Here is a 23274-nt window from a genome sequence, read left to right as displayed (position 1 = left end):
CCATGCGCAGACTCGGCACCACCGCGGCCACCCTCGCCCTCCTCACCGGCGGCCTCGCGTTCGCCCACTCCCCCACCGCGCGGGCCGCGGCCTGCGGCGAGGGCGCCTACCAGGCGGAGGCCGTCCTGAACGGCTCCACCTGGACCGCGCGGCGCGGCAGCACCGTCAGCTACACCGGCACCGACATGCGGGCCGCGATGCAGGCGGCCGTCAACAGCCTGACGGCGAACCGGACGTCGAAGGAACGCGTCGTCGTGAGGGGGTCGGGCAGCATCGGCGCGGGCTCGCGCGTCTCCCTGCCCAGCTACACCGTCCTGGACGTGTGCGGCACGATCAACGTCACCGGCAGCGGCTCCGGCGACCAGGCGCCGGTGTACTCGCGCGGCACCCGCGACATCGAGGTCCAGCACCTCAACCTCACCGGCTCACCGCTGTACGGGGTCTTCCTGCGCAACGTCCAGAACGTGGTCCTCGGCCAGCTCGACATGCGGCTGTCGGCCGGGCTCGGCGTGCGCGTCGACAACCGGGGCAACACCGCCGAGTGGACCCGCAACGTCCGCATCGACAACGTGTACGTGTCCGGCGCGTCCAGTCACGCCGTCGAGACGTACGGGGTGGACGGGCTGACGGTCGGCACGGTCACCGCGCGCAACGTCGGCGAGTCGGGGCTGCTGCTCAACCAGACGATCAACGCGTCCGTGACGAAGGTCGACGCGGACGGGGCGGGCGCCGGGACCGGGTACGCCGCGTTCCGGATGGCCAACCGCAACGGGCGCATCGGCAACTCCTACCCGACCAACATCCGCGTCGGCGAGGTGGTCGCGCGCGGCGGCGGGCGGGGCGTGTTCTGCGTGTCGGAGAGCGGCGGAGCGGTCATCGACCGGATCAGCCTGACGAACACCGGCAACAACGCCGTCCTCATCGAGAACTGCTACAACGTCAACCTCGCGGCGAGCGGCGGCACGGTCTCCGGGGGCGGCGAGATCCGCCTCGCCGCCCGGTCCGAGTTCCCGAACAACGCCGACATCACCGTCCAGAACCTCACGGTGACGAACTCGCGGATCACCGAGAACCCGTGCGGGACCAACACCACGTTCCGCAACATCCAGTTGGTGAACAGCAGTCAGAACGTCTGCTAGCCGGCTCGCTCCGTCCCCGCCTGCGGGGTCGGGGCCGGGTGGGCCCGGCTCAGGGCCTCGCCCTCGACGTCGAGGTGCGGCAGGATCCGGTCGAGCCACCCGGGCAGCCAGGCGACCTTGTCACCGAGCAGGGCGAGGACGCCGGGGACGAAGGCCATGCGGACGACGAACGCGTCGAACAGGACGGCGACGGCCAGCCCGAAGCCGACCATCTTGATCATCGACTCGTCGGCGGTGACGAAGCCGGCGAAGACGGAGATCATGATGAGCGCGGCGGCGGCCACGACCCGGGCGCTGTAGCGGAAGCCGGTGGTGATGGACTCCCCGGCGCCCTGGCCGTGGACGTACGCCTCGCGGATGCGGGAGACGAGGAAGACCTCGTAGTCCATCGCGAGGCCGAAGACGATGCCGACGAGGAAGATCGGCATCATGCTCATGATCGGGCCGGTGGTCTCCACGCCCAGCAGCGAGGCGCCCCAGCCCCACTGGAAGACGGCGACGACGCAGCCGAGGGCGGCGAGCACGGAGAGCAGGAAGCCGAGCGCCGCCTTCAGCGGGATGAAGATCGACCGGAACACCACGAGCAGCAGCAGGATCGCGAGCCCGACGACGACGATCAGGTACGGGACCAGCGCCCGCCGGACCTTCTGGGCGACGTCGATGTTCAGCGCGGTCGTGCCGGTGACCTCGAACGTCGCCCCCGTCCCGGCGACCGTCCCCTCGCGGTGGTCGCGGATCGTGTGGACCAGGTCCTCGGTCTTCTCGTCGGTCGGCGCCCACGCGGACACGGCGGAGAAGACGGCCGTGTCGCCGGCCCGGTTGAAGCGCGGCGCGGTGACCGAGACGACGCCCTTCGTCGCCCTGACCTTCGTCTCGATCGCCGAGACGGCCGTCTTCGGGTCGTCGGCCCTGCTCGCGTCGACCACGATCGACAGGGGCCCGTTGAAGCCGGGGCCGAAGCCCCGCGCCAGGTCGTCGTAGGCGCGGCGTTCGGTCGTCGCCGTCGACTTCACCTCGTCGCCGGGCATGCCGAGCCGCAGGTGCAGGACGGGGATCGCGAGGACGATCAGGGCGGCCATCGCCGTGAACCGCACGGGGAACGGGTGGCGCTGCACGAACTCCGCCCACCGGCTGCCCCGGTTGCCCAGCACGCCCTGCACCCGCCGCCCGGTCAGCCGGTAGCGCCGCGACAGCACCGCGCGCGGCCAGAACCCGATCAGCGCCGGCGTCATCGTCAGACACACGGCGACGGCGACGACGACCGCGCCCGCCGCGCACAGGCCCATCTTCGTGAGCATCGGGATGCCGACGACGGACAGGCCCGCCAGCGCGATGACGACCGTGAGGCCCGCGAAGACGACCGCGGAACCGGCCGTGCCGACGGCCAGGCCCGCCGCGTCCTGTTCCGCGTGCCCGTTCGCGCGCTCCTCGCGGTAGCGGGACAGCACGAACAGCGCGTAGTCGATGCCGCAGGCCAGGCCCAGCATCGTCGCGAGCGTGCTGCTCGTCGAGGTGAGGCCGAGAGGGCTCGCCAGAGTGGTGATCGCGGTCATGCTCAGCCCGACGCCGAGCACGGCCGTGAGCAGCGGGAGTCCGGCGGCGGCCATCGAACCGAACGTGACCAGCAGGACGACGGCGGCGACGAGGATGCCGACGACCTCGCCGGCTCCGCCCGCGCTCGGCGACTCCGCCAGCGCCGTGCCGCCCGCCTCGACGGTCAGGCCGGCGGCCCTCGCGTCCTGGGCCGCGCCGCGCAACGTGCTCTTCGCCGCGTCCGTCAGGTCGTCGGCGGCGACCTTGTACGTGACCGTCGCGTACGCCGTCGAGCCGTCCTCCCTCACCGCGCCCGCCTGGAAGGGGCCCACCGCGGACGCGACCTGCGCGCCGGCCGCCGCCCGGGTGACGGCCCTGTCGATCGCCGCCCTGTTCTCGGCGGACGTCACCTTCTGCCCCTCGGGCGCGACGAACACGAGCCGCGCGGTCGCGCCGTTCGCCTGCGCGCCGGGGAACCGTTCGTCCATCAGGTCGAACGCGCGCTGCGCCTCGATGCCGGGGGCCGAGAACGCGGTACTCGGCGCCTCGGGCGCCGCCGCCGACGCCGCGCCCAGCCCTACCAGCACCACGACCCACAGCCCCGTCACATACCAACGCCGCCGGAAGGCCCACTTACCCAGCCGGTAGAGCAACGAGGCCATACAAGACGCTCCTCACGTGCGGCCCCCGGGCTCAGTGTCGGGCAGGGGGTGAGGGGGCGCATGTCGTGGACCGGGGGGCGGTGTGCGTCCCCGGACTCCCCGAGCGGCAGGATGGGGGCATGAGCGTAGTCAAGATCAACGTCCTGACCGTCCCCGCCGAGCAGCGCGAGACGCTGGAGAAGCGGTTCGCCGGTCGCGCCCACGCGGTCGAGAACTCCGACGGCTTCGAGTGGTTCGAACTCCTGCGCCCCGTCGAGGGCACCGACACCTACCTCGTCTACACCCGCTGGCGCGACGAGGCGTCCTTCCAGGCATGGATGGAGGGCCCCATGAAGCAGGCCCACCAGGGCGGCGCCGACGGCGAACGCCCCAAGCCGGCGTCCTCCGCCTCGCAGCTGTGGTCGTTCGAGGTGGTCCAGCAGGCGGGGCCCAAGGGCGAGTAAGCGAAACGGGCCGGGCGTGCGGGGGCATCTCTCCGCGCGCCCGGCCGCGGTTTGTCTTCCGGGCGTTAACGGGTCCCGGCGGCGCGCGCAAGGGGGGTGACACCCGGACGGAACAGCGGGGTTGTCGGAGTGTGCCGGTAACTCCCGCTCCCTAACGTGATGTTGCGTGAAGACTTTATCGACTCGCCTTGCTCTGTGCGGAGTTCTCGCCCTCGCGGCGCTCCCGCTGACCGCTCCGACCGCCCAAGCCGACGCCCACGCCCGCGCCGCCGATCCGCTGAGCCGTTTCCACAGCCAGCGGCTCGACTGGAAGAGTTGCGTGACGGGGCCGGACGACACCACCGGGAAGGAGTTGGAGCGGGCGGGCGCCACGTGTGCCGATGTCACGGTGCCGTTGGACTACACGAACCCCGGCGGGCGGACCATCAAGGTCGCGTTGTCGCGGATCAGGGCCACGGACACCGCGCACCGGGTCGGCCCGCTGCTGTTGAACGGGGGTGGTCCCGGCGGGGCCACGATCGGGGATCCGCCGTGGATCCGGGGGGCGTTGAAGGAGGTCGCGGGCCGGTATGACATCGTCGGGGTGGACCCGAGGTTCGTGGGGCGCAGCACGCCGTTGGACTGCGAGTGGCCGACAGGGACGTCGCTCTGGGGCGCGGGCGCCAGATTCGAGCGGGCGGCGGCCTTCGCGCGGGACCTCGCCGAGCGGTGCCGGCGCAACGCCGGGGATGTCATCCCGTACGCGACGACGCGCAACACCGCCCGCGACATGGACGTCATCAGGGCCGCGCTGGGCGAGCGGAAGATCTCCTACCTGGGCTACTCGTACGGGAGTTACCTCGGCGAGGTGTACGCCACCATGTTCCCGCGCCGCGTCGAGCGGATGACCCTGGACGGCGTCATCGACCCGGCCGACTACTCCCCCCGCCTGCTGCGCCCGATGGAGTCCGCGAACCGGGCGGCGCTGGAGGACTGGGCGGCCTGGGCGGCGTCCCGGCACGCGGAGTTCGGCCTGGGCGCGAGCAGGGACGCCGTGCTCAAGACGGTGACCGGCGTGTACGAGGCGTCGTCCCGCGCACCCCTGGCGGTGGGCCCCTACCGGGTCGACGACCGGGCCGTCCCGGTGATCCTGTTCAGCGGCCTCTCCCAGGACAACGACCAGGCGTACGGCGAATTCTCCCGCGCGATACGGGACTTGGCGCGTGCCGCGCAGGGCAGGCCGGTCGAGCCGTCCCCGGCGCTGGCTCAGACGCTGCGGTTCGTGCTGACCGGGGAGGACTCGTCGTACGGCAGCGTCCAGTCGGCGATCCTGTGCGGGGACGTGGCGGGGCCGCGCGACCCGGAGGTGTACCGGCGTGACATCGAGGAGGGCCGGCGGACGGACCCGTTGCTCGCGCCGCTCACCCGGAACATCTCCCCGTGCGCCTTCTGGGACGCCCCGCGTGAGGCCCCGACGCGTGTCCGCGGCGACTTCCCGGCGCTCCTGGTCAGCGCGACCGGCGACCCGCGCACGATCCACGCCGGTGCGCTGGCCCAGCGCCGGAACTGGCCGTCGTCCCGCCTGGTCACCCTGGAGGGCCCGGCGCAGCACGCGGTGTTCGGGGTGTACGGGAACGAGTGCGCCGACGACCAGGTCCGCGCCTACTTCGCGACGGGCCGCCTGCCCGCCGGGGACGTGACCTGCCGGCCCTGACATGACCGAAGGCCCCGCTTCCCAGGAAGCGGGGCCTTCGGCATCTGAGCGCTGGGCAAGCCTTGCACTTGCATCTCCCCGCAGGAAGCGGGGCGTCTTTCCTTGGACTACCAACGCACTGCCGTCCGGCCCGAGTTGGGCCCTTCGGCGTGAGATCAACTATACCTCTCCGGGAGCCCGCCCCGCACCACGCGCCCTCCCACCACCCCTCACCATCTCCACAACCCCTTCACGTCTACTTGAAGGTACAAGCTCCCATGACTGCTACTTTCGGCCACATCCGCCACATTCCCCCCACGGGACCACTCCGAGGACCACCCCCATGCAGAGCACACCCCCCTCCGGCGCGCGCGGGCGCCACCGCAGAACCCGGCCGATGAACCCGGCGGTCCGCCGGGCGCTCCTGGTCGCGGCCGTGACACCGGTCGCCGGCACGATCCTGGCCGGCCCGTCCGCGTTCGCCGCCGAGAAGGCCACCGCGTCGAAGGCCGGCGCCACGGAACTCGACCCGGCCGAGCAGCAGATCGCGGACAACCTCGACACCCGCGTCCAGGACGCCCGCCTCGGCACCACGTTCAGCGGTGTCGTCGTCGACGCCAAGTCCGACAAGGAGATCTGGGGCCACGACGCGACGACGGCCCTGATGCCGGCGTCCAACACGAAGCTCGCCACCTCGACCGCCGCCCTGACGGTCCTCGGCCCGAGCCACCGCTTCACCACGAAGGTCGTGTACGGCGACGGCACGCTGACCCTCGTCGGCGGCGGCGACCGCACCCTGACGACGGCCGATCTCCAGGCGATGGCGAAGACGGCCGTCGCCGGCCTGAAGGCGGCGGGCCTGACCACCGTCAAGGTCCGGGTCGACGACAGCCTCTTCCCCGAGCCCTCGCTCGCGACCGGCTGGAACGACGGCTACTACCCTGACAACGTTGCCCCGGTCCGCGCGCTGGTCGTGGACGGCCACGGCGTCACGGACACCTCCCTCGACGCCGGCCAGGTCTTCGCGAAGGCGCTCACCGACCAGGGCGTGACGGTCGACGGCGACGTCGCCCGCGCCACCGCCGGCCTCACGGCCTTCCCCGTCGCCCGCCACACCTCGGCGAAGCTGTCGGTGATCGTCAAGCACATGCTGACGGTCAGCGACAACAACATCGCCGAGACCCTGCTGCGCATGACCGCGCTCGGCGCGGGCCGCCCGGCCACCTTCGAGGACGGCACGGCCGTCGTCCGCGACGTGCTCAGCCGGCGCTACGGCGTCTCGCTGGAGAACGTCGAGATCCACGACGGCAGCGGGCTGTCGCGCGCGAACCGGATCCCGGCACGGACGCTCGCGCAGATCCTCGACCTCACGACGGACCCGCGCTACAGCCACCTCCTCAAGTACATCAAGGACGGGCTGCCCGTCTCGGGCGCGACCGGCGGCACGCTCGGCCCGGAGTGGGGGCGCTTCGACACGCCGGACTCCTCGTGCGCCGTCGGCAAGGTGATGGCCAAGACCGGCACCCTGACCGGGGCGATCGCGCTCAGCGGGTTCACGCGGGCGCAGGACGGGCGCTGGAAGGTGTTCTCGTTCGTCGAGAACAACTCGACGGCGGCGCCGGGTGACACGAAGGACGCGCTGGACGGGCTGGCGGCGACCGTCAACGGGTGCTGGGCGTAGGGCTGTTCACGCGGCCTGGGTGATCTTTCGGCGCGGGTCCGGGGTCGGTACGTTCGGTACCGGCCCCGGACCCGGCAGATCGATCGGAGACCCCCTTGTCGCCCTCCTCGCCCTCTTCGCCCTCCTCGGCCGGCGGCGGCGCCGCTCGCCGTCGCGTCGCCGTCGTCGGACTCGGTTCCCGTGCTCGGCTGTTCGTGTCCGCGCTGGCCGGCCCCTACGCGGACCGGTACGAACTCGCCGGGTTCTGCGACGTCAACGCCCACCGGATGCGCGTCCACAACGAGTGGCTGGGCGGGGCGCCCGTACCGGCGTACTCCGCCGGGGAGTTCGAGGAGATGCTGCGGCGCGAGCGGATCGACGTCGTCGTGGTGTGCAGTGTCGACCGGACCCACGACGCGTACATCGTGCGGGCGCTGGAGGCGGGGTGCGACGTCGTCACCGAGAAGCCGATGACGACCGACGCGGACAGGGCGCGCCGGATCCTCGACGCCCGTGAACGCACCGGGCGCGAGGTGCGGGTCGCCTTCAACTACCGCTACAACCCGGTGCATTCGGCCGTCCGGGAACTGCTCGCGGGCGGGGCGGTCGGCGACGTCGGGTCCGTGCACTTCGAGTGGCTGCTCGACCTGCGGCACGGCGCGGACTACTTCCGCCGCTGGCACCGGGACAAGGCCAACTCCGGTGGCCTGATGGTCCACAAGGCCACGCACCACTTCGACCTCGTCAACTGGTGGCTGGGCAGCACGCCCGACACCGTGTACGCGCAGGGGAAGTTGTTCTTCTACGGCGACGAGGCGGGCCAACGTCGGGGTCTGGCGCGGGAGTACGACCGGGCGCACGGGCAACCGGCCGCCGAGGGCGACCCGTTCGCGCTGCGCCTCGCCGACGAGCCCGACCTCAAGGCCCTCTACCTCGACGCCGAGTCCGAGGACGGCTACCACCGCGACCAGAACGTCTTCGCGCCCGGCGTCACCATCGAGGACGACATGGCCGTCCTCGTCCGGTACGCCTCCGGGGCGTCCCTGACGTACCACCTCACCGCGTACGCGCCCTGGGAGGGGTACCGGATCGCCTTCAACGGCAGCGAGGGGCGGCTCGAACTGCTCGTCGAGGAGACGACGTGGACGCCGGCGCGTTCCGGCGGGCCCTCCACGCACGGGGTCGCGGGGACCGCCGGGCGTACCGAGTTGCTGCTGCGGCGGGCCTGGGAGGAGCCGCGCGAGGTGAAGGTGGCGAGCGGGGAGGGCGGGCACGGGGGTGGGGACGCGCGGATGCTGGAGGATCTGTTCGGGGAGCGGGGGCCGGACGCGTTGGGGCGGGCCGCCGATGCCAGGGACGGGGCGTTGTCGCTGGTGACGGGGCTGGCGGCGAATCGGTCGTTCGAGACGGGGGGTGTGGTGCGGACGCGGGAGTTGCTGGAGTTGTGAGGGGGCGGGGGCGGTGCGTGCCGGGCTCGAACTCTCGGCGGGGGACGAGCGGTACGACGAGCGAGGGACAGGCAGGATGACACTATGCCCGCACCTTGGTCCCTCTCCCCTCCTCCCCCGTGCCTACGTCACGCCCCGTCCGGCAGCCGCAGCGCCAGCCCGTCCAGCACGACCTCCAGCCCGTACCGGAACTTCGCCTCCCGCGCGGCCTCCGGGCCCTGGCCCTGCTGGGCGGCGTATCCGTCGGCGAGGTGGGTGTAGCCGGCGGCGGCCCGTTCCGCCGCCGGCATCAGGCGGGCGACGAAGTCGGCCTCGGTGTCGCCGGAGCGGGCGACCGTGCCGAGCCAGGCGGCCTCGGTGGTGCTCATGCCGGTGACGTAGGACAGGAGCGCCGAGATCGCGTTGCCGGGGTCGGGGAAACCGGCGTCCACGAAGAGGGCGGCCAGGCTCTCCGTGCGGGACATGAGGTTGGGGCCCAGGTAGGCGAGGCCCGCCTGGCCGAGGACCGAGGCGAGCCAGGGGTGGCGCAGGGTCGTCGCCCGGAAGGAGAACGCCGCCTCGGTCACGGCGGTGCGCCAGTCGCCGCCGGCCGGTACCGCGATCTCGCCGAAGACCTCGTCGGCCGCCAGCTCCATCAGCTCTTCCTTGGTGGCGACGTGCCGGTACAGCGAGGTCGCCCCGGCGTTCAGGCTGGCGCCGAGCTTGCGCATGCTCAGCGCGTCGGCCCCCTCCGCGTCCAGCATCGCGACCGCCGCCCGCACGATCGCGTCCCGGCTCAGCGCGGGCTGCTCCGGCTCACGCCGGGGGCGGGCCCACACGGAGGGGATCGGGTTCCGCTTGGCCGTCATGACGCTCCTGTTTCTCGCGGGGTGCTCGGTCGGGGCCAGCATAGCGTGCGGCGCGTACACCGTTCCGTCGGTGCGTACAGCGTTCACGCGGGCGTCCGTTCACAGGCGGGCGTTCTCGTCGGATGTGTGACAGACGCGGTACAGGGGTGCCACATGATCGTCAACCGGTCGTGAACGTACGCCAGTTGCTCGCCTGGCATCGAGCGGAACGCCGGGGACCGGTTTGCGGGGAGGGCATGTGACGAACCGAGGGGCGCGCCTCGGGTGTGCCGTCGCGGTGTGCGGGGTGCTGGTGGCGGGGCGCGGGCCTTCGTGTTCAGCGGGACGTCGCCCCAGCGAGCCGCGCTGTGCGCGCGGGCTCTCGCCGACGCCGGGTTCGGGGGCGTGTGCCTGGGGACGTGGCACGTCATGCGGCCCGAGTTCCCGCGCGCGGCCGGGGCCGCCGGTGAGGGGTGGGTGTTCGGGGCGCCGTTCACCGATCCCGGGCGGGTGTCCGCCGGGTTCGTCGCCGCCTACCGTGCGCGTCACGGGGTGGCGCCCGGCCGGTGGGCTCCCGAGGCGTACGACGCGGTGGGCGTCGTCGCCCGTGCGCTGGAAGGGCTCGACGTGACGCCGGGGGCGGTGGTGCGGCGGCCGGCCTCGACGGAGTACGCGGGGCTGGTCAAGCCGCCGCGGTTCACGACGAGTTCGGGGGCGCGGAGCCGGGGGCGCTGTACTTCCTGTACCGGGCGCGCGGGGCGGGGTTCCGGTTCCTCGGCCGGTACGACCGGCTGTGAGCCGCCGGCCCGATATTCGAGTGAACGTGCGGGACTCGTGCGCCTAGGGTGACCGGCGTGGACCCAGCTGACTTCTACACCGGCATCGTCGCGGAGATCTACGGACCTCTGAAGGCGCACTCCCAGGATCCCGAGCCCTACGCGGAGTTCGTCCGCGCGGCCGGTGAACCGGCGCTGGAACTGGGCTGCGGGGACGGCGATCCCCTGCTCGACCTGCGCGGGCGCGGTCTGGACGTCGACGGCGTCGATTCCTCCGCCGACATGCTGGAGCGCCTGCGGCACCGGGCGGGCGGACTGGGCGTCCCCGTCACCGTGTTCCACCAGCGCATGGAGGCCCTTGATCTGCCCCGCCGCTACCGGGCGGTCTTCCTCGCCGGGCCGACCTTCACCCTGCTGCCCGACGACGCGACCGCCCTGGCCGCCCTGCGCGGTATCCGCGCCCACCTCACCGACGACGGCACCGCGCTCGTCCCGCTGTTCGCTCCCGAGCCCACCCCCGCCGACCAGTTCGGCCGGGTCCGCACGGCCACCGCGCCCGACGGCGCCGACCTGCGGGTGTCCGTCGTCTCCGAGGAGCGCGACGAGCGGGCCCGCACGCAGACGACGCTCCTGCGCTACGAGCGCCACCACGACGGCGGCAGCGACGTCGTGGACCGCCCCTGGGTCATGCACTGGTACCCGCGCGCCGTCTTCGAGGAGCTGGCCGCGTCCGCCGGCCTGACCGTCGCCGCCCTCACCGGCCCGGACGGCGAACCCGTGCCCGACGACGCCACCCACGTCCACTTCCACCTCCGTCCCGCCTCTCCGTCGTCGCCGACCTGATCCTCATGCCGCCGGCGGGTTGAGCCGGGCGAAGCCCTCCTGGCGTTCGTGGAGGTAAAGAAAAGCGCGGTGTGATCGACCGATGGTCGTGATGGTGTGTGACGTCCCGGTGCTGTTCGGCGCCGGACGTTCCTGTGTGTCGACGGAGGTGTCAAGTGCCGGTCGGGCTCGTCGCGTTGGCGCTCGGGGGGTTCGGGATCGGGCTCACCGAATTCCTCATCGCCGGGCTGCTGCCGCAGGTCGCGGAGAGCTTCGGGGTGTCCGAGGCGGCGGCCGGGCAGCTGATCTCCGGGTACGCGCTGGCCGTCGCGGTGGGGGCGATCGCGCTGACGGCGGTGACGGCGCGGCTGCCGCGCAAGTACGTGCTCGTCGGGCTGGTGGCGCTGTTCGTCGTCGGGAACCTGCTGTCGGCCGTCGCGCCGGACTACGGGCTGATGATGCTGGGGCGGATCGTCGCGGCGCTGTGCCACGGGTCGTTCTTCGGGATCGGGTCGCTCGTCGCGCGCTCGCTCGTCGCGCCGGAGAAGAAGTCCCGGGCCGTCGCCGTGATGTTCGCCGGGCTGACCGTCGCGAACGTGCTCGGGGTGCCGTTCGGGGCGTTCGTCGGGGAGCGGTGGGGGTGGCGGGTCTCCTTCGGGGCGGTCGCCGGGATCGGGGTGGTGGCGCTGGCGGGGATCGTCGCGCTGGTGCCGCTGGAACGGGCGGTGCCCTCGGACGGCGGGCTGCGGGCGCAGGTGCGCGCGTTCCGGTCGGCGCAGGTGTGGCTCACGCTGGGCGCCACCGCGCTCGGCTACGGGGGGATGTTCGGGGCGTTCAGCTATCTCGCGTACACGTTCACCGAGGTCGGCGGGTTCTCATCCGGGGACGTGGCGTGGCTGCTCATGGTGTACGGGGTCGGGCTCGTCGTCGGGAACGTCGTGGGCGGGCGCGCGGCCGACGTCGACCGGGACCGGGCGCTGGTGTGGGCGCTGGCGTCGCTCGCGGTGGTCCTCGTCGCGTTCGGGGTGCTGGCGGGGAGCGGGCCGGCCTCGGTGGTGCTGGTGTTCCTGCTGGGGGTGGCCGGGTTCGCGAGCGTGCCGGGGATGATCACCCGGGTGACCGATCAGGCGGGCGGGGCGGCGCTGGCGGCGAGCGCGAACGTGTCGGCCTCCAACGTGGGGAACGCGTTGGGGGCCTGGCTGGGGGGTGCGGCGATCTCGGTGGGGTGGGGGTACCGGGCGCCGTTGTTCGTGGGGGCGGGGATCGTGCTGGTGGGGCTGGGGGTGATGGTCGTGGCCGCTCGGGGGGTTCGAGTGGACGCGGAGGAGGCCGGCGGAACGGTTCCTCGGCCGAAAGGCTGAGTTCGATCGGATGGTGGGGGTGTGTGCGGCCCGGAAGGTCAGCACCACCGGCGCGAAGATGCGCGGGGCCATCGACAGCTTCCTGAAGCGCCGCGAGGTCGCTCTCTCGAACTTCCCCGACTACTGCTTCGAGGTCTGAGAAACAACAAAGGGGCACCAGCCCGGGTGCCCCTTCTGACGTTCCCTGAAAAAGAAGCCCCCTGCCGCTCCGAGGGTACGAGGGGAAAGCGGCAGGGGCTTCGGGACGGGCGCGCGAGCGACCTGAAGAAGCCCCCCTCAGCCTCTCAAGCGATCGGTAGAAGGCCGCGAGAGAGGGGTATGCGGGTAGTCCCGTCAGGCTCCGAGCTGAGGGACGGGCGTGTCAGGCGTGTCGAGCCACACGCGCTCGCTGTCCCCGTCCACGGTGAGCCCGAAGCGCTCGAATCCGGGGCGGCCTTTCCCGTCCCACCAGTTCCACGCCGACCGCAGTTCGTCCCACAGTGCGCGCGGCCCGTGCTCGGTGACCTCGAACTCTGTGTGGCCAGGGTCGTAGTTCGCCACCGCCCACGACGTGACGCTGGTGTCGTACAGCCACAGCCGGTAGGAACCGCCTTCGCCCCACTCGACGCGACAGAACAACGTCGGGTCCTGAACGCCGATCACGAACATGTGCAGCCACTCGCCCACGTCGTCCGGTGAAAGCCGCGTGGTGGTGCGGATGCCGTCGGCGTTCGTGTCGTAGGCCGTCGCCGGGGGAAGGGTCTTGCGCTGCTCGCGTAGCCGCATGAACGCCGACGACCCGACGAAGTGCCCGGACGCGCTGCCGTCCCTGGCCACAGTGAGCCGGGCAACGGCTTCCCCGCCGTACGTCGGCCCCCACGGGGCGACGATGATGCCACCGGGCCTCACCTGATCGAGCCACGGTCGGGGAACGCGGCCGATGGACGCCGTGGCGATCAGCCGGTCGTACGGGGCACCTGCGGCGTACCCCTCGGCCCCGTCGCCGATGACGGACACGGGATCGAAGCCGGCGTCATTCAGGCGCTTGCGGGCTTCCCGCGCACTCGCGTCGTCCACCTCGATCGTGAACACGTTCGCGGAGCCGAGCCGGTGAGACAGCAGAGCGGCGTTCCAGCCGGTACCCGTACCGATCTCCAACACACGGTGTCCCTCTTCGACGCTCAGCGCGTCGAGCATGGAGAACACCATGGTCGGCATGGAACTGGAGCTTGAAGGGGTCTTCCCCTTCCCCGGTCCGTCGTACGTCCCGTCATCCCACTGAGTGGTGATCGGAGCGTCTGTGTAAACGGCCTTCCACCACGTCTTGGGTACCTCACTGCGGATAACTCGGTCATCCTGCCGGTTCATCCCCGCACGACCGGGCCAGATCACATCAGGAACGAACAGGTGCCGGGGAACCGCGTTGAACGCGGGAAGCCAATCACTCGTCAACGCTCCCTTTTCCAGGAGCGCGGAGGCGAGCCCCTGAAGGCCCGCCTCCTTTTCGCCGTTGACGCTCACCTTCAGCGGCCGTCCGCCGGGCCCTGGCCGTCGTTGGTGTTGCCACCCTCGTCGGACCCACCCCCGCCGTGCTTGTTTCCGCTGTCGCTGTCGTCCTGCGGGTTGCCGCCGTCCGCCATCGTGAGCCACCAAAGACGCATCTGAGTTACCTCCCAATTCGTTGGGTGAGGATTGGTGAACTCGCCGCCCCTGATCTTCGCTGATCGAAAACCAGAAGCGGAGAGTCGCCCCCCTGCCTGGAGTCGAACCAAGACCTCTGCGCGGGCGATTCTTCGATCGCCGTGGGGGAAAGGGTGCGCAGTGCTCTTCCGTTGAGCTACAGGGGGCTTGTCCCGTCCGGTGGCAACCACGTTGAGATAGGTCAGCCATCCGTACCGGTAGATGAGGCGCTTCACCTGTCAGCCGCCTTTACAGCGGATCGACCGCCCGTGGGGCGCGTAGGCCACGGGACTAATGAGCGTGAGTCGCCACTCGGAAGAGCGCTCGATTTGCGCGTCAGCTGCTTTCAGATCGGCCATAGTCCACAGCCATTACCTGAACGAATCCGCCCAGCCCCTCGATCTCCCGGGAGACTTCATGGAACTCGGAGGGGATGGACGAGATCATCATCTGCCAGGGGGTCAGCAGGGCGCCGGCTTCCCTCGCCTTGATTCGCTCGATGGCGAGATTGAGACCGGAACGGCCGTCCGGGGGCAGGAGCCCGTCACGGTCTTCGATTACGGCTACGACGTCCCACGAAAGGGAATCGGCGTATGCCTTGCACGAATCGCGACTGGACTTCAAGTCGGCGTTGAGGGCGCCGCAAAGGTAGATGACAACGCGGAACTTTCCCACCTCGGATTCGGTGGCGGGCGGAATACCGGCCGCAACGTCGGCAAGATCTCGCCGCCGTTCACGGTCGCCTTCGGTGCGGCGACGGGACGTCGCTTGGGGGACCTGTTCGCTCTCGCCGACCATGAATCAATCGTGTCGCCACGATCACCCAAAGTGAAGCGACGTTCGTAGGAGTCGATCGAAGTCGCACGCCGCCAACCCCCATGGACCGTAGGAGTTAGTTGATCAAGGGGACGCCGATCAGGTCTCCGATGTGGCGAACGCGAGCCGTCGAGACCTTTGCAAGACGCTTGCCGATCACACCCGGTAGGGCTTGGTGCTTGACCCACTCCGGTGCGTCCAACCCCACCTCGACGAGGGTGTCACCAGCCTTGTCGTACAAGCCAGTTGATACCTGGGCCAAGGCGACGTCGAGCCTGTACCGATTGCGGGCAACCTTGGACATGCTCTTGGGGAGTTTCCGCATGTCGGGCTGGTCGGCAAGCCGTAGTGCCGCGCCGTAGTCCTTGAGGGCTACGTGGATTCCAACTGCCTCTGCCTTGGCGGTAGTCGGACCGAAGTTGGTGCCGTACAACTTCTCATCTTTGCCGAGTCGCGCGGCGGCGGCGTGCGCCTGAGACAGGTAGTTGTTTGCCGCGTCCCCGTCTTCCTTACGCGACGCGGCGACCGCCGCAGAGATCATGTTGCGTCCGTACGCGATGAGTTGAGGCCGAGACCCGTTGCTGAAGGACGGCTCGATCGCCAGAGCGGCACGCTCCGCGACCGACACGGCCCGAGGCAGCTTGGCGCCCCGCAGGTAGACCCATGAAAGCGTGGAGTCCAACAACGCACCGAGCACCGGATCACCGGCGTCGTGAGCAAGACGTTTCGCCGAAGTGAGCGCACTCAGCGCAAGATCTCGGTACCCGAACCCCGTGGAGCAAGACGCCGCCACCCGATAGGCACTCGCCAAGATAGCGCCAAGCTGTTCGCGCTCGGCTCCCGTTGCGACGGCGTACCTGACCTGTCCCTCCATCAGGACCTTCGAAGCGTAGAGACTGACGTTCGCCGTGTCACTTGCCCAGTAGGCTTCCCAAGCCAGATCGCGGGCGTTGGCCAAGTCCTCGACGCTGCTTGGGTCCTCGATCCCCACCCACCCGCCGAGGGCGCTTTCGTGGACGGCGTCAGACAGAGTGAGCAAGGCCGCCCGGTCGTCGCGGTCCATGCCCCTGCGCGGAGCTTGCTGGCCGAGGACCACGGAGACGTCAGTATCGAGGCCGTTCGCAAGCTTCAGGAGCGAGCCCACCGACAGCTCTCCTCGGTCCTGCTCCGCTTTCTGCACCAGGGCGTAGGACACGCCCGAGACTTCGGCGAGACGCGTTTGCGGCATGTCCCCCCGGAGGTGCTTGATTCGCTTGCCGGTCGTCAGGTCTGCCCAGTTGCTCACGTTCACCTCAGCGGTAGCGCGGGTGCGGTTCTCTTCCGATGGTAGGCCCACGGCAGGGGGCGTGAGAGGTCAACGATCGATCACAGACAGGAGGGGCTCATCACGGGTCCGCAGTATCAAGTTCAGCCTGTCAGAGATGTTGACGGACCGAGGACGGTTGATACATCACGCCGACGCGGGGTGTCATCGTCGCCATGCGCTTCCGCAACGCGACCCGGCGCTGGACCCTGGGGGTCTCGGCGACCGTCCTCGTCTACGTCACGCCGCCCGAGGTCACTCGCCGTCGAACGCGGCGGCCATCCGCAGCCAGGGCGCCGCCTCCTCGGCGCGACCCTGGCGCTCCAGGGTGCGACCCAGCATCAGGTGGGCGTAGTGCTCCACCGGGTCGCGCTCCACGATCAGGCGCAACTGCTCCTCCGCGCGGCCCAGTTGGGCCGAGTGGTAGTAGGCGCGGGCCAGCAGCAGCCGGGGCGCGGTCTGCTCCGGGAACTCCTCGACGACGTCCGCGAGGAGCTTCGCGGCGGTGACGTAGTCCTTGGCCTCGAAGAGCAGCCCGGCGCGCTCCCAGCGTTCGGCCGCGCTCTCCTCGCGGGCCGCGCCGGGGCCGCCGTCGAAGAGGTGCAGGGCGCTCGCCCAGCGGTCGGGGGCGACCCCGTCGGTCGCCGCGTAGGCGTTGAACTCGCTGGTCACCGGTTCCTCCGTTCGTCACTGCGCGCGGTGCGAGCAGGTGCGGTTGATGCGTCAACCGCACTGGGGGAACGCGGTGGGGCGGGGGTGTATTCCGGGGCGGGAAGGGAGATGCGCCCCCCGCCCCCTCCCCCTGAAACCGCCCTGAAACCGCGCTGAACCCGCCCCGCCCCACCCTCTTCCCCATGACGACGCACAACGGCCTCGCGATCGAGGCAGAGGGACTGCGCAAGGTGTACGGCGAGAAGACCGTGCTGGACGGGATCGATCTGCGGGTGCCGGAGGGGACCGTGTTCGGGCTGCTCGGGCCGAACGGGGCGGGGAAGACGACGGTGGTGGGGGTGCTGTCGACGCTGCTGAGCGCGGATGGCGGGCGGGCGCGGGTCGGGGGGTACGAGGTGCGCGATGAGGCGCACGCCGTGCGGAGTGTGATCGGGGTGACCGGACAGTTCTCGGCGGTGGACCGGCTGATCACCGGCGAGGAGAACATGCTGCTGATGGCCGACCTGAACCACCTGCCGAAGCGCGAGGGCCGTCGGGTCGTGGCCGGCCTGCTCGAACGTTTCGGCCTCACCGACGCCGCCCGCAAGCCCGCCTCGACGTACTCCGGCGGCATGAAGCGCCGGCTGGACCTCGCGATGACGCTGGTCGGCGCCCCCGGCATCATCTTCCTCGACGAACCCACCACCGGCCTCGACCCCCGTTCCCGGCACACCCTGTGGGGCATCGTCCGCGAACTGGTCGCCGCCGGCACGACCGTGTTCCTCACGACCCAGTACCTCGACGAGGCCGACGAACTCGCCGACCGCATCGCGGTCCTGGACGGCGGCCGGATCGTCGCCGAGGGCACCGCCCCGGAGCTGAAACGCCTGGTCCCCGGCGGCCACGTCCGCCTGCGCTTCACGGACCCGGCGGCCTACGCACACGCCGCGAGCGCCCTGCGCGAGACGACCTCCGACGACGACGCCCTCACCCTCCAGATCCCCAGCGACGGCACACAGCGCGAACTCCGCGCCCTCCTGGACCGGCTGGACTCGGCCGGCGTCGAGGCGGACGAACTCTCCGTCCACACCCCGGACCTGGACGACGTCTTCTTCGCCCTGACCGCCCGCCCGGCAGCCCCGGCAACCGCGTCGTCCACACCGACCGCACCGTCCGCACCGACCACCGATCAACCCACCCACCAGGCCGCCCGATGACCACCCTTGAGGAACCCCGCCCCATGACCACCCCCGCGACCGCCCCCACCCACACCCATGCCCACGCCCTCCGCGACAACCTCACCATGCTCCGCCGCAACATCCTCCACGCCCGCCGCTACCCCTCCCTCACCCTCAACATCCTCCTCACCCCGGTCATCCTCCTGCTCCTGTTCGTCTACCTCTTCGGCGACGTGATGAGCGCGGGCATCACCGGCGGCACGGCGGACCGCTCCGCGTACGTCGCCTACATCGTCCCCGGCATCCTGCTGACGACGATCGGCGGCACAGCACTCGGCACGGCGGTGTCCGTGTCGATGGACATGACGGAAGGCATCATGGCGAGGTTCCGGACGATGCCGATCTCCCGGGCATCCGTCCTGATCGGCCACGTCCTCGGCAGCGTCCTCCAGACCCTCCTCGCCCTGGCCGCCCTCCTGCTGATCGGCGTGGCCATCGGCTTCCGCCCGAACGCGACGCCCCTGGAATGGCTCGCGGCGACCGGCCTGCTGGCACTGGTGAGCCTCGCGCTGATCTGGTTCGCGGTCGGCATCGGCCTGGCCGCCCCGAACCCGGAGGGCGCGAGCAACCTCGGCACGCCCCTGATGATGCTGCCGATGCTGTCGAGCGCGTTCGTCCCGGTGGGCTCGATGCCGGTCTGGTTCCGCTGGTTCGCGGAGTACCAGCCCTTCTCCCCGGCGATCGAGACGTTGCGCGGCCTCCTGATGGGCACGCCGATCGGGACGACGAACGCGGTGCTGACGCTCGCCTGGTGCGTGGGCCTGTCGGTGCTGGGCTACGTCTGGTCGAAGGCCCTGTTCGTGCGGGAACCCCGGCACTGACCCGGCACGGCCCCCGCCCCCTCCGCCAGCAACGCCCGCACCCGCTCCCCCACTTCCTCCCGCCCCAACCCCTCGAACTCGGCCCGAGCCCGCGCGTACCCCTCCGCGTCGACCTCCTCGGCCATCCCCCGAGCCCGCCCCGCCGACAGCACAGGGAAATCCCGCGCGACCGGCATCACCTCGCTCAACGCCACCAGCCGCACCGCCCCGGCATCCCCCTCGGCGAGCCCGGCCAGCGCGACAGCCAGCAGAACCGCCCCGTGCGTGGCCCCCGGCGAAAGCCCCGGCAGCAACTCCCGCAACTCCCCCGCCAGACCGGCGACCTGCTCGGCCCGCCCGTGCAGCGCGTGCGCCGCCACCGTGGCCGCCCGCACCTCAAGGGACCAACGCCGCATGAACGGATCGTCGGGATCGGTCTCCCGGACCTGCTCCGCCGAGGCCCGCCACAACCGCAACCCGGCGTCGACGCGCCCGCGCGCGAGGGTGATCTCCGCGCGGGCCCCGAGGTCGGAGGTGAACGCCTCGACCGTCTCCGGCGTCCGGTCGAGCGCGGCGAGCCCGTACCAGTACTCGGCCTCGTCGACCCGCCCGAGCTGGAGGCAGGCGAGGACCAGCGCCCAGCGCACGCCGACGGGGTCGGTCCAGTCGTTGTGGCTGCCGTACTCGCCGAGCGAGTCGTGGGCGATGCGCAGATGCTCGTACGCCTCCTCGCCGCGCTCGGTGCGCAGGCAGAGTTCGCTGATGCGGCCGTGGGCGAGCATCCGCAGGGCGGGGTTGGCGAAGGGGGTCGCGGTGGTGAGCATGCGGCGGGCGTGGTGGAGCGCGCGCGGGATGTCCTGCGCGGCGTCCCACACGTAGCTGGCGACGGTCGACGCGGTCCCGGCGAGCATCGGCTCGTCCGCCTCGCACAGCTCGGTCAGCCGCTCGTAGGCGGGCGGCCGGATCTCCGGCATGGCGGCCAGGACGACGGCGAGGGCGCGGGGCACGGTGTCCGGCGGGGCGGGCGGCAGCCGCCGCAGGGTCGCCAACTGCCGTACGGCGTGCGGGCCGTGGGCCATGAAGAGGGTGCCGGTGGCGACGACGGAGGCGCTGCGCAGCGCCTCGACGTCCCGGGGGTCGGTGGGGCGGAAGTGGGAGAGGGGGCGGCCGGTCTCCTCGATGAGCGCGGCGAGGCGGGCGTAGTGCGACTCGGTGGCCCACAGGGAGCCGAGGACGGCGGCGGTGGCGGCCGTCGTGGCGTGGTCGGCGCGGGCGAGGGCGTGGCGCAGGGCGAGGACGAGGTTGTCCTGCTCGGCGCGGATGAGGTCCCAGGCGGGGACGGGGGCGGCGCCGAACAGGACGTCGTGGTGGGCGCGGCCGAAGTCGCGGGCCCAGAGGAGGAAGCGGTCGGTGACGGCCGCCTCCTCGCCGGCCTCGGCGCGCCGGGCGGCGCCGAACTCGCGCAGGGTCTCCAGCATCCGGAACCGGGTCCCCAGAGGGCCGTCGACGACCTTCAGCAGGGACTGTCCGGCGAGCTGTTCCAGCAGGGCGAGCGTGTCCCCGGCGTCGTCGAGGACGCGTTCGGCGGCGTCCGCGTCGAAGCCGCCGGGGAACACCGACAGGGCGCGCAGGGCGGTGCGGCCGTCGGGTTCGAGGAGGTGCCAGCTCCAGTCGACGACGGCCCGCAGCGTGCGGTGGCGTTCGGGCGCGTCGCGGGCGCCGCCGCGCAGCAGGGCGAACCGGTCGCGCAGCCGCCGGGAGACGTCGGTGACGGACAGGACGCGCACGCGGGCGGCGGCGAGTTCGACGGCGAGGGGCAGGCCGTCGAGGTGGGCGCAGATCTCGGCGACCGTCTCCGGCGGCAGCTCCACGCCGGGCCGGGCGGCGCGCGCCCGCTGGGTGAAGAGTTCGGCGGCGGCGTCCGGCGGGAGTTCGGGCAGCTCGTACACCGACTCGGAGGTCAGGCCGAGGGGGGCGCGGCTGGTGGCGAGGATCCGCAGCCCGGCGGAGCGGGCGACGAGGGTGCGGACGAGCGCGGCGACGCCGGTGACGACGTGTTCGCAGTTGTCCAGCACCAGCAGGGCGGGCCGGGGGCCGAGCGCGTTGAGGATGCCGTCCGCGGGGTCTCCGGTGCCGGGGAAGCCGGTGCCGACGGCGGTGGCGACCTCGGCGGTGACGTCGTCGCCGCGCTGGACGCCGGCCAGCGGCACGAAGTGCACGACCGGCTGTTCGGCGGCGTGGCTCACGGCGTGCGCCAGCCGCGTCTTGCCGAGCCCGCCGGTCCCGGTGACGGTGACGACACGCGCCGTGCGCAGCAGTCCGGCGACGGCGGCGATGTCGCCGTCCCGGCCGAGCAGGGGGTTGGGTTCGTGGGGTACGCCGTGGCGGACGCGGGGCGCGTCGGCGTGCAGCAGCTCCTCGTGGACGGCGCGCAGTGCGGGGCCGGGGTCGGTGCCGAGCGCTTCGCGCAGGGCGTGCCGGTAGGCGGCGTAGCGGGCGAGTGCGGCGGGGGCGGGTTCGCAGCGCAGGAGTTCCGCGAGGGCTTCCTCGTCGCGGGGCGCGTCGGCGACGGCCTCGGCGAGGGGTGCGGCGGCTTCCTGGCGTCGGCCGAGGCGGGCCAGCGCGAGGGCGCGGGTTCTGGCCAGGGCGCGGCGGGTGTGGGCCCGGTCGGCGCGCAGGGCGCCGAGCGGGCCGTCGTCGGCGGCGTCCGCGCCGTCCCCGTCCCACAGCGCGAGCCCCGCCTCGGCCTGCGCGAGCGCGCCCGCGTGGTCGCCGGTCCGGGCCCGTTCGGCGCCGGCCGCTTCGTGCAGGAGGAGTGCCGAGCTGTCCACCCGGTCGGGGGCGAGTCCGAGCCGGTAGCCGGTGGGGGTGCTGACGACGATCTCGGCGCCGAGCTGTGCCCGCAGCCGCGACACCAGGATCTGCACGGCCTTCGCCGGATGCTCCGGCTTCTCCTCCGGCCACAGCCCCTCGACGATCCGCCCCGTCCCGCACCCCGCCCCCGGCTCCCGCGCGAGCAGCGCCAGCAGCCCGCGCAGCCGGGGCGCGGTGATCTCCCGCCCACGACAGGCGACTCGGGACAGCAGGGTCAACTCGGGGGTCACCCCGGCAGGTTAGGTCACTTGTTGGCCAGGAGGACGTGCAGCTCGCGTTCCTGGTCGCCGGAGGCGGTGGTGAGGTCGTGGACGGTGAAGAGGGAGTCGAGGGTGATGCGGAGGCGGTCGATGGCGCGGTAGCCGCCCTGGGCGTCGGCCTCGACGGTGGTGGAGAGGTGGGCGGGCGGTGGGCAGGCGTGGGGTTCGACGACTTCGAAGGTGCCGAGCCACACGGTGGGGCGGGTCTCGTGCAGGCGCCTGGGGACGTCGTCCGGGGTGCGGTCCGAGGCGAAGCAGGCGCACAGCGCGTCGAACACGATCCGGGCGTCGTCCTGGTGGCAGCCGCTGATCTCGACGGAAACGGTTTCCTGGCCCATGGCGGTGCGGGTACCACCCCGCACCGCCGTCGAAACGGTCAGCTCCGGGTGAAGCGGTAGGTCTTGCTGTCGGTGAGCACGCAGATGCCCGGGGAGAGGACGATCACGCGCAGGGTGGCGGTGCGGCGGTCGTAGTCGACGCCCTCGGTCTCGAAGTCGCCGGAGCAGCCGCTGCGCAGCGGGAGTTGGCGCAGGGCGGTGACGTGGCCGGAGACGTTCGCCGTGCCGTTCGGCTTCGCGGAGAGGTCGACCTGCAGGAGCGGCTTGGTCATGCCGAAGAGGGTGCCGGCGGGGTCGTCCGAGGAGCACAGGAGCGTCGTCGGGCCGGAGAAGTCGCAGCCCTGGACGTCGCGGACGGCGTGGTCGAGGGTGACGGTCGTGACCCAGGGGAGGTTCGTGCCCGGCGAGGTGGCCGGGTTGACGCCGGGCGTCGGGAAGACGAGGAAGCGGGTCATGGTGCCCCACTCGCCGGCGAGCATCCACTGCCCGTCCGGGGAGACCGCCACCCACGAGTTGTTCATCGCCTCGCCCGCGCCGAGCGTGTGGACGTACTCGGACCAGGTGCCGCCGGGCGCCTGCACGCGGAACATCTTCGCGCCGCCCGAGTCCCGCTGGTACGGCTCGATGTACGTGCCGTCGTAGGCGGCGTCGGGGTCGCCGACGTGGTTCCAGCCGCGGGTGCTGACGCCGATCGGGATCGTGCCGATGCCGGTGTACCGGTTCGGGCTGTTCGCCGGGACCTCCACGGACGTCAGGCCCTGGCTCTCCGTCAGCGGGTCGGCCCGGTCCGAGCCGACCTCGGTCCAGGTGTCGGCGGCCGAGGCGGGCGGCGCGGCGCTGAGGGCCACGGCCGTGGCGGCGGCGAGGGTCGCCAGGGCGGCACGGACGCGGCGGGCTCTGCGGGTGGTGCGTGGGGGCATGAGGGGCTACTCCTGGGTAGGGAGGGGTTCGGCGGAACAGTGTGGCGAACGGCGGCGGGCGTGTACAGCCCA

General features: G+C 71.9%; 20 protein-coding genes and 1 tRNA gene. 10 read left to right on the top strand and 11 right to left on the bottom strand.

Annotated features, from left to right (window positions below; translation table 11 throughout):
* The first annotated feature begins 2 nt into the window (after window positions 1-2).
* Window positions 3-1139: a hypothetical protein gene (locus IAG44_RS35865; protein WP_187751232.1), complete on the top strand. Its 1137-nt coding sequence runs from the start codon at window positions 3-5 to the stop codon at window positions 1137-1139.
* Here IAG44_RS35865 and IAG44_RS35860 read toward each other — a convergent pair.
* Window positions 1136-3334, bottom strand: coding sequence for an MMPL family transporter (locus tag IAG44_RS35860; protein ID WP_187751231.1), 2199 nt, complete (start codon window positions 3332-3334; stop codon window positions 1136-1138). The two genes, IAG44_RS35865 and IAG44_RS35860, sit on opposite strands and share 4 nt — an antisense overlap.
* 119 nt (window positions 3335-3453) lie before the next feature.
* Here IAG44_RS35860 and IAG44_RS35855 point away from each other — a divergent pair, with 119 nt between their 5' ends.
* From IAG44_RS35855 to IAG44_RS35840, 4 genes are all read left to right on the top strand, one after another.
* A complete protein-coding gene (locus IAG44_RS35855; protein ID WP_187751230.1) occupies window positions 3454-3777 on the top strand; it encodes an antibiotic biosynthesis monooxygenase family protein in 324 nt (107 codons plus the stop codon).
* Window positions 3778-3943: 166 nt separating this feature from the next.
* Window positions 3944-5470 (top strand): alpha/beta hydrolase, encoded by a 1527-nt coding sequence (locus IAG44_RS35850; protein WP_187751229.1) that lies wholly within the window; start codon window positions 3944-3946, stop codon window positions 5468-5470.
* 322 nt (window positions 5471-5792) lie between these two features.
* On the top strand, window positions 5793-7130 hold the full coding sequence (gene dacB, locus IAG44_RS35845) for a D-alanyl-D-alanine carboxypeptidase/D-alanyl-D-alanine endopeptidase (protein WP_187751228.1): 1338 nt from the start codon (window positions 5793-5795) through the stop codon (window positions 7128-7130).
* A gap of 95 nt (window positions 7131-7225) precedes the next feature.
* Window positions 7226-8557 (top strand): Gfo/Idh/MocA family protein, encoded by a 1332-nt coding sequence (locus IAG44_RS35840; protein WP_187751227.1) that lies wholly within the window; start codon window positions 7226-7228, stop codon window positions 8555-8557.
* Window positions 8558-8685: 128 nt separating this feature from the next.
* Here IAG44_RS35840 and IAG44_RS35835 read toward each other — a convergent pair whose 3' ends face one another.
* Window positions 8686-9405: a TetR/AcrR family transcriptional regulator gene (locus IAG44_RS35835; protein WP_187751226.1), complete on the bottom strand. Its 720-nt coding sequence runs from the start codon at window positions 9403-9405 to the stop codon at window positions 8686-8688.
* Window positions 9406-9669: 264 nt separating this feature from the next.
* Here IAG44_RS35835 and IAG44_RS35830 point away from each other — a divergent pair, with 264 nt between their 5' ends.
* The 3 genes from IAG44_RS35830 (at window position 9670) to IAG44_RS35820 (ending at window position 12343) form a co-directional block, all read left to right on the top strand.
* Window positions 9670-10233, top strand: a complete 564-nt coding sequence (locus IAG44_RS35830; RefSeq protein ID WP_187751225.1) for a type 1 periplasmic-binding domain-containing protein — start codon at window positions 9670-9672, stop codon at window positions 10231-10233.
* A 5-nt stretch (window positions 10234-10238) separates the two neighbouring features.
* Window positions 10239-11003, top strand: coding sequence for a class I SAM-dependent methyltransferase (locus IAG44_RS35825; RefSeq protein ID WP_187751224.1), 765 nt, complete (start codon window positions 10239-10241; stop codon window positions 11001-11003).
* Between the two features lie 155 nt (window positions 11004-11158).
* The gene (locus tag IAG44_RS35820) at window positions 11159-12343 is read left to right on the top strand and encodes an MFS transporter (protein WP_187751223.1); all 1185 of its coding nucleotides are present in this window, start codon (window positions 11159-11161) and stop codon (window positions 12341-12343) included.
* Between the two features lie 333 nt (window positions 12344-12676).
* Here the strand turns inward: IAG44_RS35820 and IAG44_RS35815 are convergent, their stop codons facing one another.
* The 6 genes from IAG44_RS35815 to IAG44_RS35790 form a co-directional block, all read right to left on the bottom strand.
* Entirely contained in the window at window positions 12677-13849 is a 1173-nt protein-coding gene (locus tag IAG44_RS35815) for a methyltransferase domain-containing protein (protein WP_425508542.1), read from the bottom strand.
* The gene (locus tag IAG44_RS35810) at window positions 13846-13983 is read right to left on the bottom strand and encodes a hypothetical protein (RefSeq protein WP_187751221.1); all 138 of its coding nucleotides are present in this window, start codon (window positions 13981-13983) and stop codon (window positions 13846-13848) included. Before IAG44_RS35810 ends, IAG44_RS35815 begins: the two co-directional genes overlap by 4 nt.
* 87 nt (window positions 13984-14070) lie before the next feature.
* Window positions 14071-14169, bottom strand: a tRNA-OTHER gene (locus IAG44_RS35805).
* 169 nt (window positions 14170-14338) lie between these two features.
* On the bottom strand, window positions 14339-14800 hold the full coding sequence (locus tag IAG44_RS35800) for a recombinase family protein (protein ID WP_187751220.1): 462 nt from the start codon (window positions 14798-14800) through the stop codon (window positions 14339-14341).
* A 94-nt stretch (window positions 14801-14894) separates the two neighbouring features.
* Window positions 14895-16103, bottom strand: a complete 1209-nt coding sequence (locus tag IAG44_RS35795) for a helix-turn-helix domain-containing protein (RefSeq protein ID WP_187751219.1) — start codon at window positions 16101-16103, stop codon at window positions 14895-14897.
* A 273-nt stretch (window positions 16104-16376) separates the two neighbouring features.
* Complete coding sequence (locus IAG44_RS35790) at window positions 16377-16793, bottom strand: tetratricopeptide repeat protein (protein ID WP_187751218.1); 417 nt, start codon at window positions 16791-16793, stop codon at window positions 16377-16379.
* Window positions 16794-16975: 182 nt separating this feature from the next.
* Between IAG44_RS35790 and IAG44_RS35785 the strand changes: the two genes are divergently transcribed.
* Window positions 16976-17989: an ATP-binding cassette domain-containing protein gene (locus tag IAG44_RS35785; RefSeq protein WP_187751217.1), complete on the top strand. Its 1014-nt coding sequence runs from the start codon at window positions 16976-16978 to the stop codon at window positions 17987-17989.
* 23 nt (window positions 17990-18012) lie between these two features.
* Complete coding sequence (locus IAG44_RS35780) at window positions 18013-18831, top strand: ABC transporter permease (RefSeq protein WP_187751216.1); 819 nt, start codon at window positions 18013-18015, stop codon at window positions 18829-18831.
* Here the strand turns inward: IAG44_RS35780 and IAG44_RS35775 are convergent.
* The 3 genes from IAG44_RS35775 to IAG44_RS35765 are packed head-to-tail and all read right to left on the bottom strand — an operon-like array spanning window position 18786 to window position 23202.
* A complete protein-coding gene (locus IAG44_RS35775) occupies window positions 18786-21914 on the bottom strand; it encodes an ATP-binding protein (RefSeq protein ID WP_187751215.1) in 3129 nt (1042 codons plus the stop codon). The genes IAG44_RS35780 and IAG44_RS35775 overlap by 46 nt on opposite strands.
* Window positions 21915-21928: 14 nt before the next feature.
* Window positions 21929-22282 carry a hypothetical protein gene (locus IAG44_RS35770; protein ID WP_187751214.1) on the bottom strand — a complete coding sequence of 118 codons (354 nt, stop codon included), beginning with the start codon at window positions 22280-22282 and terminating at the stop codon, window positions 21929-21931.
* Between the two features lie 38 nt (window positions 22283-22320).
* A complete protein-coding gene (locus IAG44_RS35765; RefSeq protein WP_187751213.1) occupies window positions 22321-23202 on the bottom strand; it encodes a hypothetical protein in 882 nt (293 codons plus the stop codon).
* Window positions 23203-23274 lie beyond the last annotated feature (72 nt).

The sequence above is a fragment of the Streptomyces roseirectus genome (assembly GCF_014489635.1).
Taxonomy (GTDB): domain Bacteria; phylum Actinomycetota; class Actinomycetes; order Streptomycetales; family Streptomycetaceae; genus Streptomyces; species Streptomyces roseirectus.
Note: the sequence above shows the minus strand (reverse complement) of the source record. Positions and strands in the feature narration are given on the sequence as shown.